Genomic DNA, 13,824 nt, shown 5'->3' with positions numbered 1-13,824 from the left:
CTCCCTGGCTGGGGATTGGCTTGGATCCGAAAACATTCTGGCCAATCGCGATACACCCTTGCCCGCCATGATCTACGCTCCAGAAGAGGGTCTCTCGGGCAGGGGGTTTCAATGCGAAGCGCACCTGAAAACAGTCTGAAAAAAGCATTGAAAGCCTGTCGGGACAGTTTCATTTCTGTCGGTTTCTTCAGCTTTTTCATCAACGCGCTGATGCTTGTCCCGACCTTCTACATGCTCCAGGTGTACGAGCGCGTGATCACCAGTGGAAGCCTCACGACGTTGGCGATGCTGACGCTGATCATGACGACCCTGGTGATCACGCTTGGCTCCCTGGAATGGATCCGTTCGCGCATCATGGTCCGGGTCAGTACCCGGTTGGACGTGTTGCTTGGCCGCCAGGTCTACAAGGCCAGTTTCAAACGGGCCTTGGACAGTGGCGGCATGGATGCCTCGGCCCAGTCGTTGAACGACCTGACAGGCTTGCGGCAGTTTCTTTCCGGCAACGGGCTGTTCGCTTTTTTCGATGCGCCTTGGCTGCCGATCTATATCGCCGTGATGTTTCTTTTCCACCCCTGGTTTGGCTGGGTTGCCACGGCCAGCGCCTTGTTGTTGCTGGCGCTCGCCTTTCTCAATGAGCGGCTGACCGGACCGGCACTGGCCCAGGCCAACAAGGAACACATCGGGGCGACACTCGACACGACGAAAAACCTGCGCAACGCCGAAGTGATCGAATCCATGGGCATGCTTGAAACCCTGATTGACCGTTGGGGACGGCGCCAGCGCAACGTGCTGATGTTGCAGTCGTTGGCCAGCGACAGAGGCGCCCTCATCAGCACGCTCTCACGCACCTTCCGGCTCCTCGTGCAATCGCTGGTGCTGGGGCTCGGCGCCTACCTCGCGGTGGACCATCAAGTGGGGGCGGGCCTGGTGTTCGCCGGGGCGGTGCTGCTGGGGCGCGCACTGGCGCCTATCGATCTGATCATCGGCAGTTGGAAAGGGTTTATCGCCGCGCGCTCACAGTACAGCCGCCTGAACGACATTCTCGACAAGCAGCAGGCGCAACCCGAGCGCATGCCTTTGCTGGCGCCACAGGGGGACGTGCGGGTCGAGAACCTGGTTGTCGCCGCACCGGGTTCCAGGACCGCGATCATCAGGAACATCAGTTTCAGCGCGCCGGCCGGTTGCACGGTCGGCATCATCGGCCCAAGCGCTGCGGGCAAGTCGACCCTGGCCCGGGCCCTGATCGGGGTGTGGCCACCACAACTCGGGGTGATTCGGCTCGATGGCGCGGATATCAGTGCCTGGGACAAACAGGAGTTGGGCCCCTACATCGGTTATTTGCCCCAGGACATCGAACTGTTCGAAGGCACCGTCGGTGAGAACATCGCCCGTTTCGCCGAGGTCGATTCGGCGAAAGTCATCCTGGCGGCCATGACCGCTGGCGTGCACGAGATGATTTTGCAGCTGCCCGATGGCTACGACACCGTGCTGGGCAGCGAGGGCATCATGCTGTCGGCGGGACAACGCCAGCGCATCGGCCTGGCGCGGGCCCTTTACGGGAATCCGCGGCTGATCGTCCTCGACGAACCCAACTCCAATCTGGACGACGTGGGTGACCGTGCCCTGGCAGCCGCCGTGCAGCAACTCAAGCTGACCGGCGCGACCTTATTCGTCATTACCCACCGGACCAACATCGTGTCGCAACTTGACCGGCTGATGGTGTTGAACGCCGGTGTCATCAGTGTCTATGGGCCTCGCGAGCATGTCCTGGCCGAACTCAACGCGCAGCGACAGCAGGCACAGACGCCAGCCGTACCCGCAAGCTCCGGCGCGGCTTCGGTCGACACCGGCAAGGGTGATTCCGATGAACCCCGTGGTGCCCATTCGCCCAATTGACAGCTTCGCCGACCTGCCGATATCCGACCATAAGATCCGACGCCTGGGTGTGATCATCGTAGGGCTGATCTTCGGCCTGTTCGGCACCTGGGCGGCCATCGCGCCACTCGACGGCGCCGCCTATGCACCCGGTGTCGTCACCGTGCAGGCTTATCGCAAGACCGTCCAGCACCTTGAGGGCGGCATCGTCAAGGCGGTACTTGCCCATGACGGGGACATCGTCAAGCGCGACGATCCGCTGATCATCCTGGACGACGCGCAGCTGCGCTTTGAATACGAGATGACGCGAAGCCAATTGCTCGCGGCCAGGGCGATGGAGGCGAGGCTCATCGCCGAGCGCGACATGTCGTCGACGGTAGGTTTCGGCGAGATGACCGAGCCGCAGAACCTGCGGGGCATGGAGGCGCGCCAGGGCGAGAGCCATGTATTCAGCGCCCGGCAAAACTCACGCCTGGGCCAGATCGCGGTGTTGCGCGAGCGCATCGGCCAGTTCCGGCAACAGATCAAGGGCCTGGAATCGATGGTCGGCGCCAAAGTCAAGCTGGAGAAATCCTACAGCGGCGAAATCAGCGACTTGTCCGAACTGCTCAAGCAAGGCTTCGTCGACAAGCAGCGCTTGCTCGAGCAGGAACGCAAGTTGGGACTGCTGCGTTCGGAAGTCGCCGACCACCGCTCAACCATCGACCGGACGCGTTTGCAAATCAGCGAAACACAGTTGCAGATCCTCCAGGTGGACAAGGAATTCAACGCCGAGGTGGTCAAGCAACTGGCCGAGGTACAAACCAAGATCTACGACCTCCAGGAAAAAACCTCGGCCCTGGAAGACCGGCTCAGCCGCGTGGTCATCCGTGCGCCCGACGCGGGCATGGTGATCGACATGACGGTGCACACCATCGGCGGCGTGGTACGACCGGCCACGCCATTGCTGGATATCGTTCCTTCGGTATCCGACCTGGTAATCGAGGCCCAGGTCGCGCCGGTGGATATCGACCGCATCGCCATCGGCAAGCGGGCCGACATCCGTTTCGGCGCCTTCAACAGCGCGACCACCCCCGTGATCGAGGGCCAGGTCAGCAGCGTCTCGGCCGACCGGATGACCAACGAAAAGACGGGGACGGCTTATTACCTGGTGCGGGTGCGAGTGACCCAGGAGGGCGCGCAAACGCTGGGTGAGCGCAAATTGCTGCCAGGGATGCCGGCGGATGTGTTGATTATTACGGGGCAACGCACGCTGTTGCAGTATCTGATGCAACCGGCGCGCAATGCGCTTTCCCAATCGATGATCGAGGAATGACCATGGTCGTGTCGGTCGCGTTGCTGGGCAGTGCCTGGGTGTTGGCGGTGGGCGTCGCCGTGGCGCAAACCGAGGTCGCGGTGCCCCCCGGGGTAAACGCCTCGATGTATTCCACCGACCTCATGCAGTTGTATCGCGAGGCGCGGCTGGAAGACCCGCAAGTGCTCGCCTCCTTTGCGCAAGCACAGGCGGGAACCGAGCACCAGCGCGAGGCCAAGGGCGCGCTGTTGCCGCAGCTGTCGTTCAATGCCGGGTCGAACCGGATTCATCAGGAAAGCGATCTGGTGGAACGTAGTTACGACAGCGAAAGCTATGGCCTGGTGTTGCGTCAGTATCTCTACAACAAGGCGGCATGGGAGAACTATCAAAAATTCAAGAGCCTGGCCAGGCAGTCCGAGTCGCAAGCGCTCGACAGCCAGGCCGAGGCCGCCGTGGAACTGGCCCAGCGCTATTTCACCGCGTTGGCGGCCGAGGATGAACTGGAACTGGTGAAGGCCGAGCGTCGCACCACGCAAAAGAGCCTGGACCGGGTCAATGCGCTGTACGAGAAGCAGATGGCGTTGATCACCGATCAACTCGACCTCAAAGCCAGGGTGGACCTGCTTTCGGCGCAAGAGCTGGACGCCCGCAACCAGGCCAGCCTCAGCCGCGAGGCACTGGCGGAGATTGTCGGTCGGCCAGTCAAGGAACGGCTCGACCGGATTCGCAGTGACCGGCAATTGCAGGTGTCGGCACAGAGCCTGGAGAGCTGGGTCCGTGATGGCATCGCCTTCAATCCGGCGCTCAAGGCCAACGAGAGCGGTGTCGAGGCGGCAGGCGCGGCGCTGCGCAGCGGCAAGGGCGGGCATTATCCGACCCTGAGCTTGAACCTCAGCGCGCAACAGACCAACGAGGGTTACAACAACTCATTGGCCCCCCGCACCGACAGCTATGTCGCGGGCATCGGCCTGCAAGTGCCGCTGTACAGCGGCGGCTCAACCTCGGCGCGGGTCCGTGGGCTGTATCAGGATCAGATAGTTGCCGAGCAGCAGATGGAAGCCGTGCGGCGGCGGGTGGTCAAGGAGATCACCAACGCCTACCTGACCGCCAACTCCAATGGGGAAAAAATCGGCGCGAACCGGCTGGCGCTGGAGTCGGCACAGCTGTCCAGGGTGGCGGCGGAAAAAGCGCTGAGCTATGGGATGGTCAATTCGGTCGATGTGCTGGCCAGCGTGCGCAACGAATTTCGCGCCCGACGGGATCTGCTCAAGACCCAGTACGAATTCCTCAGCAACGTGCTGACGCTCAACCGCTGGGCTGGCAGGCCACCCGCCGACAGTATCGAACACGTCAATGGCTGGCTGAGCCCTGGCAGCGCTGGGCAGGATTTCCGTTGATTGGCCAAATGTGTGCGAGCCTGCTCGCGAATGCGCTGTCACCGCCGATGAGATGTTGGATGTGCCGGCCTCTTCGCGAGCAGGGGCAAAGCGGTGCGTCACCGGAACCCGGTAGGCCCCCAGGCCGCGTCGGGGCGCACGTGGACCCTAAATATGTTCGTGATGTCGATAAATTGGCGCCATTCTTGTACTTATGAAGCCTAATACACCGCTCGTCGATTAATTGACGAGTCGCGCAGGAGACGACCCGGCGTTGCGTCAGGCTGGCCTAGACTCAGGCTACGGACCCAAGTGCAACGCATGATCATGTGTAAGTCGTTGATAATTATTCCTGTTTAAACGGACTCAACGGTCTTGTTCGGCTGCGTCACACAGGCTCATTTGCCGTTGGTTCACAGGATGAACCCCATCGTTTGTTGTTCAAGGGGGTTATCAATATGAGACCGGACCACCGAAGTTCGATACGCGTCTTGCTGATCGATTGTCGCCCCCTTGTGTTGAGGGGATTGCACGATCTGATCAATGCCAGGAAACCCCAGATGGAAGTCAGCGGCCAGGCCTCCACCTACACCAACGCCCTGGATCTCGCCGACCAATTACGCCCCAACGTGATTTTTTTCAGCTTCTTTCCCGATGCGCTGAATCCGCTGGAGGTCGTCGCCGGGCTCACCCGCAACACCGAGATGAAAGTGCTGGTGCTCAAGGGATTGTACGAAGCCGTACCCGTTGCCCAGGCTATCGAGGCGGGCGCGCGCGGTGTCGTGTTGGCGGAAGACCCGACGGAATCGATCATCCGCGCGATCATCAAGGTTCATCACCGCGATACCGGGTCAGACAGGGCTTGGGCCGGAGGGTTGTCAGGCTATGCCACGATGGGTCATGTACCCACCCAGTGCAACCTGGAGCAGGCGAAGCAGGCGCGACTGACCCTGCGTGAGAAAGAGCTGATTCGAGCCATCGTCGGCGACCCGTCCGCCAAGTACATCAGCATCGCAGGGCGCCTGGGCATCAGCGAGCACACTGTGCACAACCACCTCAGCAACATTTACCAGAAGCTCAATCTCATCAACCGGATCGACTTGCTGATGTACGCCCTCAAGCACGGGCTGACCAATAACGAGGATCCCCCCGAGTCCACCTGGGTGGAACTGGACTGAGCCGACACGATGGGCAGATCCGGAAAAAACAATGCGGGGAGGATTTCCAGGTCCTCCCCGCATTTTTCATGCTCGCCCTATGTTCAGGCTGCGCCCAGCACCACGTCGCTGCTGAGCAGGTCCACCCCGACCAGCGTGATGGTGGTGATTTGTCCTCCGGTTTCGGCAACCGTCACGATGCTGTCCGCTCCGCCATTGTCGATGGACTGGACCACCGCGCCCTGGTCGCCGTTGAGCACCAAGGTATCGCGCAGGTCCAGGCTGACATCGAAGCCGGTTACTTGATACGTGTCCTCGGTGAAGGATAGGTCAACGTTGAAGGCATCGCGCTCGCCGCCCGTGCCGGCCAGCGTGTAGTTGTACAACGGGTCATCGGGGGTGTCGGCGAAGAGGTTGGCATCGAAGGCGCTCGTCGCCGTGTCACCGTCTTTGTCCGTCAGGGTCGCGTTGAAACTCAACTGGACATCGCTGGCCAGGTTCTCGGTTTCCTGGATGAACTGGATCACCGGGATCTTGATCGCGCCACGGGCCATCGTGAGCTGGACGGCATCGATCATTACCGAACCCTCGCGCTCGACCTCGAAGGACACCTGTCCGCCGGCCTCGGGCGTGAGGGTGTTGACCTCGATGAGATTGGAGAACGTACCGTCCTCGTAGTAGATCCGGAAATACAAGTCTTCGGTCGCGGTGTTGTAGCCGGCCACGGAATTGTCGATGAAGATCTTCATGCCCGTGACCAGGCTTTCCGGGTTGATGACGAAGCTCTCATCGGCCGCGCCGATGGCAGCCAGGTTGTCGCCCTGGAGCAGGTTGTTGGCGACCCCGATGCCGGAGGTGCTGACGTTCATGGCCGCCGGGTCGATATACGACGGCAGTGGCGTGGTTTGCAGGGCAGCTTCGGTGGGGTCGGCGAGTCCGATGCCGATGCCGGCGAGGATGTCCGTCGGCGAGGCGAGGGCTTTCGCCGAGAAGAACACGATTTCCTCTGAGGCTGAAGGGATGGCCGGGTTATCGGTGTCCGGGATCAGCAAGGTGCGCACTGAATCCGGGCCGCCGGCACTGAGGGCGCCGTCTGCGCTGCTGCGCACGATCGTCGAACTGAAGCCCTGCACCAGGTCCAGCGCATAGCTGCCGTCGGCGTAGGCGGTGAGCGTGTAGTCGACCGCAGTGTCCGCCGTGGCGGCATTGTTGTCGAAATCACCGGTCAACGTGCCCGCGAACTGATAGGCGCCATTGCCGTCCGGGGAGGGCGCCTGTTCGGTGAGCGTACCGGTGCCGGTGGTGGTCGTATTGTCCGGCCTGACCAGGGTGAACTGGCCGTTCACCAGCGTAATGTCCAGACCCGTTGCGCCGAGTCCATCGGCACCGGTGGAGTGGTTCCAGAAACCGTATTGCGGCAGGACGCTGCCAGTGCCGACCAGGTTGCCGAACGCGAGGGATGGGCCGTCATCCTCGAATACCAGGTTCTGGCCAATGTTCAATGTCGCCTGGGCGCTGTCGCCGTCCTTGTCGGTCTTGATCGCCGTGAGCGTGACCAGGCTGTCCGAGGACAGGCTTTTGGCGTCGTCGGGATTGGTCGGGTCGGGATGCACCAGCGCCCGGATCTGGTCCAGCGTGACGTCACCGTTGGTGGCGACGCTGACGGTGAACGCCAACAGGTTGGTGATGGCCGTACGGCCTTCCACCACGTTGCCGTTGAGCGACAGGTTGACCGCTTCGCCCGTGGCCGTGTCGGTCATGCCGGAAGGCCCCGCCACCACGCCCAAGGCGTACGTCAGCGTACCGGCATCGTCGGCGCCATACGCCGAGAGGAAATTGGCCGCGAAGTTTTGCGTGGCATCGGTCGCCAATACGGTCTCGTCCACCGTCAGCGTCGGCTCTGTGCCGGTGGTGCTGACGCTGGGGCCGTCGTCCTCGAACGAGAGATTCTGGCCAATATTGAGCGTTGATTGGGTGCTGTCGCCATCCTTGTCGGTGATGGTCGCCGTCAACGTGACCAGGTTGTCCGAGGTCAGCGTCACCGCATCATCGGGGTTGCTGGCGTCAGGGTGGACGACCGCCCGGACTTGATCCAGGGTGACGTCGCCATTGGTGGCGACGCTGACGGTGAACACCAGCGCGTCGCTGACGGCCGTGCGGCCTTCCACCACCGTGCCGTTGAGCGACAGGTTGACTGCTTCGCCAGTCGCCGTATCCGTCAGCCCGGAAGCACCCGCCACCACACCCAAGGCATAGGTCAGCGTGCCGGCACCGTCCGCGCCGTAGGACGAGTTGAAATTGGCCGCGTAGTTTTGCGTGGCGTCGGTTGCCAGTACGGTCTCGTCTACGGTCAACGTCGGCACTGTGCCCGTCGTACTGATGCTCGGTCCGTCGTCCTCGAAGGAGAGGTTCTGGCCAATGTCGAGCGTCGCCTGGACGCTGTCGCCATCCCCGTCGGTCTTGGTTGCCGTGAGTTTGACCAGGTCGTCGGACGTCAGTGTCGTGGCGTCATCGGGATCGGTGGTGTCGGGGTGCACCACGGCCCGGAGTTGGTCCAGCGTGACCTCGCCATTGCTGGCGACGCTGACGCTAAACACCAGCTCATTGGTCGTCGCCGTGCGGCCTTCCACCACCGTGCCGTTGAGGGATAGATTGACCGCCTCGCCGGTGGCCGTATCCGTCAAGCCAGAAGCGCCCGCGACCACGCTCAAGGCATAGGTCAGGGTGCCGGCACCGTCGGCGCCGAACGCGGAGACGAAGTTGGCGGCGAAGCTCTGCGTGGCATTGGTGGCCAGGACGGTTTCATCCACTGCCAGTGTCGGCTCGGTGCCGGTGGTGCTGATGCTCGGCCCGTCGTCTTCAAAGATGATCTTCGAGCCGATTTCGGTTTTGGCTACCGAGGCCTGGACCAGCGTGAAGCCACCGATGTCGAAGTCCGCGTGGTTATTGCCCTTGGCATCGAGCGCCGCGCCGTTTTCGATCAACACCCGATTGTGGTCCGCCGTCGTGGTGTATTCGATCTGGTAGCCGGCCTGGACCCCGGTGATGGTCGCCACCCCGGAATTGAAGCTGATGACAATGCCCGCGTCGTTGGCCGTACCGTCGGAGTTCTCCACGACCACGCCGGTGGCGATGTTGATGACGCGAACGTTGGTGATCGCCACAGGCGCATCACCGGCGTAGCCGTTGACGAAATCCACCCCAGGTTCGGCCGCGGTGCTGAAGGCGCTGATCCTGACCACCGCGGTCTTGCCGCTTTGCAATTGCACCACGTCGAAGTTGGCCATCTTCGTATCGAAAACGTCGGTGAAGTCGATGTTCGATTCCACGTCCGCTTCGGTCTGGGTCAGGTTGGGAATGGTCATGTCCTGCCGCGCACCGGTGACGAACGAATAACGGATGCCTTCCTGCTCGACGATCATTTGGTTGTTGGTGCCGAACGTGGTCGGCCCGCCGGCCTGGCTGGTGTTGATGGTGTCGCCGGTATTGATGTTGACCCCGGTGGACTGGTCGGCCGGGTTTTTACCGGTGGCGATGATGGTGGGGTCGGTGATCCGCAGCACGCCGTCGACCAGCTCGGTGGTCGGATCCGCCGAGGTGTACATCAGGAACAGGTTCTGGCCGGAAGGGGCGCCCTCCAGGCTGAACTCCAAGTCCTGGCTGGCACCGACGAAGACTTTGTCGAGCAGATTGACCGCGTCGTCCGGGTTGGTGTTATCCGGTTGGGCGAGCGGTTGGTAGAGCACGGTCCAGATCTTGCCGCCGGTGGCGGTTTCGTCGATGTACGCGGCGAAGACAATCGCACCGTTTGGCCCGCCGGCCCGGCCGAGGACGATATTGTCATTGGTGTCGGTGTACAGCAGGATGCTGGTGCCATCGAGGGTGTCCAAGCCACTGTCGACCCCATCGAGCGGGGCGCCATCGCTGCCAACAAAGCTGATGCCGGTTACGAGTGCTCCAGGGGCGGCGTTGATCGTAAAGGCATCGCTGCCGGTATCGCCCACCGCGCCGGTATAGCCACTCAGGGCGGCGCCGGTCGCCGTTCCAGCGCCTAGCGCGGTCAGGCGGCTGGCGAAGGACGAGGGCAGGGATGTCGCCAGGATGTCGTTGTCGTCGGCGTCTCCCGCCGGGGCGGGCGTGGCGGTGGCGTTCTGCAGGTTGGCGGTTTCGTCCAGGGTGACGTTCACGCCGGTTGCCACGACGCCGAGGTCGTCGGTGGCGCTTGCCGCGTCTAGCGAGGTCGGATCACTCAGCAGTGATGAGTCTTGCTCGCGAATAGTCATGACTTTCTCCAGAGCATGCGGTCATCAAGGCCTGACCGTTGACCATTGACCGCAACTATGGATATGCACGGGGTGATTGCGCATCGGCCGATACTCCCAGGCGGCATGGGAGTTTCGGACTAGTCGGCCCTCGCTTGGTCGCTCGCGCCCAGCGCCCCGTCAATACGGGTCCGAACGCCTGCGATGGCGAAAAATCGGAACTTACCCTTCGCCAGCGCGATCATTTTCCTTGGCGTCAACCCACGCGCCCTGCCAGTCAATTCTCTTGGAAATGACCGACAGGGCGCTGAACGATAAGGAGCTGTCATGACCGTTACCGCCCATCCTATCTACCGAAGCACGCCGGGGCCGCTCCATGCGGTCCTGCTTGCCGGCACGGTTCCGCTGTTTCTCGGGGGCCTGCTCAGCGACATCGCTTACTACAAGACCTACCAGATCCAGTGGAGCAATTTCGCCTCCTGGCTGATTGCCGGCGGGCTGCTGTTTTGTGGGCTGGCGTTGTTGTTCGCGTTGGTCAACCTGATCCGCGCGAACCACAAGGCCGGGCGTCCGGTAGGCTATTTCCTGCTGTTGTTCGCCACCTGGGTGCTGGGGCTGATCAACGCTTTCGAGCACGCCAAGGATGCCTGGGCCAGCATGCCCCAGGGCCTGGCGTTGTCCGTCGTCGTGACCCTGCTGGCCTGCGTGGCGGCCTGGGTCGGGCTGACCAACCTGCGTTCGGGAGGTGAGCAATGAAACCTCGCATCGCATTGACGGCCCTGAGCATGGCCTTGCTATTGAGCGCCTGCGGAGGCGAAGGGGACACCACGCAAGCGCGCGGCCCGGATCCGAAGTTGCCCGAGCCCCAGCGTGGCCTGTTGCCGAGCATGAAAATCGCCGAGCCGGTGCCTTGGGGTGAGCAGAAGCCGACCGTGCCGCAAGGCTACGAGATCACTGCCATCGCCACCGACCTGAAGATCCCGCGCCAGACCCTGGTCCTGCCCAACGGCGATATCCTCGTGGCGGAGGGTCGTGGGGGAAACGCCGCGAAGCTCAAGCCCAAGGACGTGATCGCCAGCGTTATCAAGGCCAAGGGCAACACCCAGGTCAAGGGCGGCAACCGCCTGACGCTGCTGCGTGACGCCGATGGCGATGGCACTTACGAGCTGAAGACTGTCTTTGCCGAAAACCTCAACGCGCCCTATGGCCTGGCGTTTGCCGACGGCAAGCTGTACGTGGCGAACCAGGACGCGCTGGTTCGCTTCGATTATCAGGACGGCCAGACCAAGGCCAGCGGGGCGCCCGTCAAGGTCACTGATTTGCCCTCGGCGATCAACCATCACTGGACCAAGGCGCTGGCCATCAGCCCCGACGGGCGCTCGCTGTACGTCGGTATCGGTTCCAACAGCAACGTCACCGAGCGGGGCATGGAAGTCGAGATCGACCGGGCGATGGTCTGGCAGATCGACGCCGAGACGGGCGCCCACAAGCCTTACGCCACCGGCCTGCGCAACCCGACGGCGCTCAAGGTCGAGCCAGGCTCCGGGCAGCTATGGGCGGTGGTCAACGAACGGGACGAGTTGGGGCCGGACCTGGTGCCGGACTACCTGACTTCGGTGCGCGAAGGTGCATTCTACGGTTGGCCCTATAGCTATTGGGGCCAGAACGTCGATCCACGGGCGCAGCCGCAGGATCCGCAAAAAGTCGCTGCCGCGGTCAAGCCCGACTACAGCCTGGGCTCCCACGTCGCCGCCCTGGGTGTCGATTTTTCCATTTCGGCCATGGGCGAAAAGTTCGCCGAAGGCGCGTTTGTGGGCGAGCACGGCAGTTGGAACCGTGACCAGCCGGTGGGCTACAAAGTGATCTTCGTGCCGTTCAGCAACGGTCGGCCCACGGGTGAGCCGGTTGATTTCGTGACCGGGTTCCGCGGTTCCGATGGCAAGACCCGAGGCCGGCCGGTGGGCGTGACCGTCGATCCTCGGGGGGCCTTGATCATTGCCGATGACCTGGCGAACACGGTGTGGCGGGTAACGCGCAATCCGTGAACTTCAAGCCCGGGACGCATCGTTGTCCCGGGCTACCGCGCTGGTTCTGCAGTTTCGCGCAAGATCCCGACAGTCACCGCAACCTCACGAAAGCCCGATCTCCTTCATTGCGCGACAGTAAAGCCGTCAATCACGACAGCGCGCCGGCGAATACCTCGTCGGCCTGTCAATGAGGAGAACCACCATGAGCGATATCAAACACAGCATTTCCAAAGAAGTAGAAGGCAAGGTCGCGCTGGTTACCGGCGCCGCCAGCGGCATCGGCAAGGCCATTTCCCTGTTGTTGCACGCCCGTGGCGCCAAGGTCATCGCCGAGGACATCAACCCTGCCGTCAACGAACTGGCCCGTCCGGGGCTGGTGCCGCTGGTGGCCGACATCACCGAGGACGGCGCCGCCGAGCGTGCGGTGGGGCTGGCGGTGGAGCAGTTCGGCCGGCTGGACATCCTGGTCAACAACGCGGGCATCATCATCAACAAGTTGGTGGTCGACATGACCCGCCAGGATTGGGAGCGCATCCAGGCCGTGAACGCCACCGCCGCGTTCCTGCATTCACGCGAAGCCGTCAAGGCGATGATCCCCAACAAAGCCGGGGCCATCGTCAACATCGCCTCCTACGCGTCCTATTTCGCGTTCCCGACCATCGCCGCCTACACCGCGTCCAAGGGCGCCCTGGCGCAACTGACGCGTACGTTGGCGTTGGAAGTCATCGAGCATGGGATCCGCGTCAATGCTGTCGGCGTCGGCGATGTGGTCACCAATATCCTCAATGACGTGGTCGAGGATGGCCCCGCGTTTCTCGCCCAGCACGGTGAAGCCGCGCCCATCGGCCGGGCCGCGCAACCGGAGGAAATCGCCGAGGTGGTCGCCTTCCTGGCGTCGGACCGTGCCAGTTTCATGGTCGGTTCGGTGGTCATGGCGGATGGCGGCATGACGGTCACCGCAGGTTGAATCCACGAAGGAGAAATGTCATGAACAACCCAAGAACCTGGTTGGTGACCGGCTGCTCCACTGGTTTTGGCCGCTACATTGCCGAGCATCTGCTCAAGCAGGGTGAGCGCGTGGTGGTCACGGCTCGCAAGACTGAATATGTGGAGGATCTGGCCCGCCTTGGCGAAGCCCTGGTGCTGCCGCTGGACGTCACTGATCCGCAGCAGGCCCGCGATGTGGTGGCGGCAAGCGAGCGGGTCTTCGGCGCGGTCGATGTGCTGGTCAACAACGCTGGTATCGGCTATTTCGCCGCCGTCGAGGAAACCGATCCACGGGCGGCGCGTCGGCTCCTGGAGGTCAACCTGTTCGGCACCGCCGGCATGATCCACGCGGTGCTGCCAGGCATGCGCCAGCGGCGGCGGGGAACGATCGTCAACCTGACGTCCATAGGCGGGCTCGCCGGCTTTCCTGCGGTGGGTTACTACTGCGCGAGCAAGTTCGCGGTGGAAGGTCTCAGTGACGCCCTGCGCGCCGAAGTCGAGCCGCTGGGCATTCGCGTCATGACCGTCGAGCCCAGTGCGTTTCGCACCGAATGGGCCGGCTCGGCGGACGAGGTCCGCGAGCCGATCGACGACTACGACGCCACCGCTGGCGCTGCACGGCGCGCCTATCACGCCTCGATCGGCCAACAGGAAGGCGACCCGGCCCGTGCGGCTGCGGCGATCTACGCGGCGGTCAATGCCGAGCAACCACCGCAGCGGTTGTTGTTGGGCAACCGGGCGTTCGAGGTGGCGATGGCGAAGCTGTCCGCCATGCAGACCGAGTTCCGCGCCTGGGAGGCGACAGCCCGTGGGGCTGATTTTCCGGATCCCGACCGTTGAAAGTCT

General features: G+C 62.8%; 9 protein-coding genes. 8 read left to right on the top strand and 1 reads right to left on the bottom strand.

Annotated elements, in window-relative coordinates:
* Positions 1-111: 111 nt before the first annotated feature.
* From JZ00_RS01160 to JZ00_RS01145, 4 genes are all read left to right on the top strand, one after another.
* Positions 112-1,896 carry a type I secretion system permease/ATPase gene (locus JZ00_RS01160; protein ID WP_039591272.1) on the top strand — a complete coding sequence of 595 codons (1,785 nt, stop codon included), beginning with the start codon at positions 112-114 and terminating at the stop codon, positions 1,894-1,896.
* A complete protein-coding gene (locus JZ00_RS01155) occupies positions 1,865-3,190 on the top strand; it encodes an HlyD family type I secretion periplasmic adaptor subunit (RefSeq protein WP_196304776.1) in 1,326 nt (441 codons plus the stop codon). Before JZ00_RS01160 ends, JZ00_RS01155 begins: the two co-directional genes overlap by 32 nt.
* A gap of 2 nt (positions 3,191-3,192) precedes the next feature.
* A complete protein-coding gene (locus tag JZ00_RS01150) occupies positions 3,193-4,566 on the top strand; it encodes a TolC family outer membrane protein (protein ID WP_039591270.1) in 1,374 nt (457 codons plus the stop codon).
* A gap of 437 nt (positions 4,567-5,003) precedes the next feature.
* Positions 5,004-5,723, top strand: a complete 720-nt coding sequence (locus JZ00_RS01145; protein ID WP_039591268.1) for a response regulator transcription factor — start codon at positions 5,004-5,006, stop codon at positions 5,721-5,723.
* Positions 5,724-5,806: 83 nt separating this feature from the next.
* On the opposite strand, the gene JZ00_RS01140 is transcribed toward JZ00_RS01145, so the two are convergent.
* The gene (locus JZ00_RS01140; protein ID WP_039591267.1) at positions 5,807-9,985 is read right to left on the bottom strand and encodes a DUF5801 repeats-in-toxin domain-containing protein; all 4,179 of its coding nucleotides are present in this window, start codon (positions 9,983-9,985) and stop codon (positions 5,807-5,809) included.
* A 306-nt stretch (positions 9,986-10,291) separates the two neighbouring features.
* On the opposite strand from JZ00_RS01140, the gene JZ00_RS01135 reads away from it, so the two are divergent.
* The 4 genes from JZ00_RS01135 (at position 10,292) to JZ00_RS01120 (ending at position 13,818) form a co-directional block, all read left to right on the top strand.
* Positions 10,292-10,720, top strand: a complete 429-nt coding sequence (locus JZ00_RS01135; RefSeq protein WP_039591265.1) for a DUF2231 domain-containing protein — start codon at positions 10,292-10,294, stop codon at positions 10,718-10,720.
* A complete protein-coding gene (locus tag JZ00_RS01130) occupies positions 10,717-12,009 on the top strand; it encodes a PQQ-dependent sugar dehydrogenase (protein WP_039591263.1) in 1,293 nt (430 codons plus the stop codon). The genes JZ00_RS01135 and JZ00_RS01130 overlap by 4 nt, the downstream gene beginning before the upstream one ends.
* A 184-nt stretch (positions 12,010-12,193) precedes the next feature.
* Complete coding sequence (locus tag JZ00_RS01125; RefSeq protein WP_039591262.1) at positions 12,194-12,958, top strand: SDR family NAD(P)-dependent oxidoreductase; 765 nt, start codon at positions 12,194-12,196, stop codon at positions 12,956-12,958.
* 20 nt (positions 12,959-12,978) lie between these two features.
* The gene (locus JZ00_RS01120) at positions 12,979-13,818 is read left to right on the top strand and encodes an oxidoreductase (protein ID WP_039591261.1); all 840 of its coding nucleotides are present in this window, start codon (positions 12,979-12,981) and stop codon (positions 13,816-13,818) included.
* The last annotated feature ends 6 nt before the right edge of the window (positions 13,819-13,824 follow it).

The organism is Pseudomonas frederiksbergensis (assembly GCF_000802155.2).
Taxonomy (GTDB): domain Bacteria; phylum Pseudomonadota; class Gammaproteobacteria; order Pseudomonadales; family Pseudomonadaceae; genus Aquipseudomonas; species Aquipseudomonas frederiksbergensis_A.
The sequence above is the reverse complement of the archived record's forward strand: the minus strand, read 5'-3'. Positions and strand labels throughout refer to the sequence as shown.

Coding starts and splice junctions, on each gene's coding strand:
- JZ00_RS01160 (WP_039591272.1), top strand. CDS start 112: ATGCGAAGCGCACCTGAAAACAGTCTGAAAAAAGCATTGAAAGCCTGT.
- JZ00_RS01155 (WP_196304776.1), top strand. CDS start 1,865: ATGAACCCCGTGGTGCCCATTCGCCCAATTGACAGCTTCGCCGACCTG.
- JZ00_RS01150 (WP_039591270.1), top strand. CDS start 3,193: ATGGTCGTGTCGGTCGCGTTGCTGGGCAGTGCCTGGGTGTTGGCGGTG.
- JZ00_RS01145 (WP_039591268.1), top strand. CDS start 5,004: ATGAGACCGGACCACCGAAGTTCGATACGCGTCTTGCTGATCGATTGT.
- JZ00_RS01140 (WP_039591267.1), bottom strand. CDS start 9,985: ATGACTATTCGCGAGCAAGACTCATCACTGCTGAGTGATCCGACCTCG.
- JZ00_RS01135 (WP_039591265.1), top strand. CDS start 10,292: ATGACCGTTACCGCCCATCCTATCTACCGAAGCACGCCGGGGCCGCTC.
- JZ00_RS01130 (WP_039591263.1), top strand. CDS start 10,717: ATGAAACCTCGCATCGCATTGACGGCCCTGAGCATGGCCTTGCTATTG.
- JZ00_RS01125 (WP_039591262.1), top strand. CDS start 12,194: ATGAGCGATATCAAACACAGCATTTCCAAAGAAGTAGAAGGCAAGGTC.
- JZ00_RS01120 (WP_039591261.1), top strand. CDS start 12,979: ATGAACAACCCAAGAACCTGGTTGGTGACCGGCTGCTCCACTGGTTTT.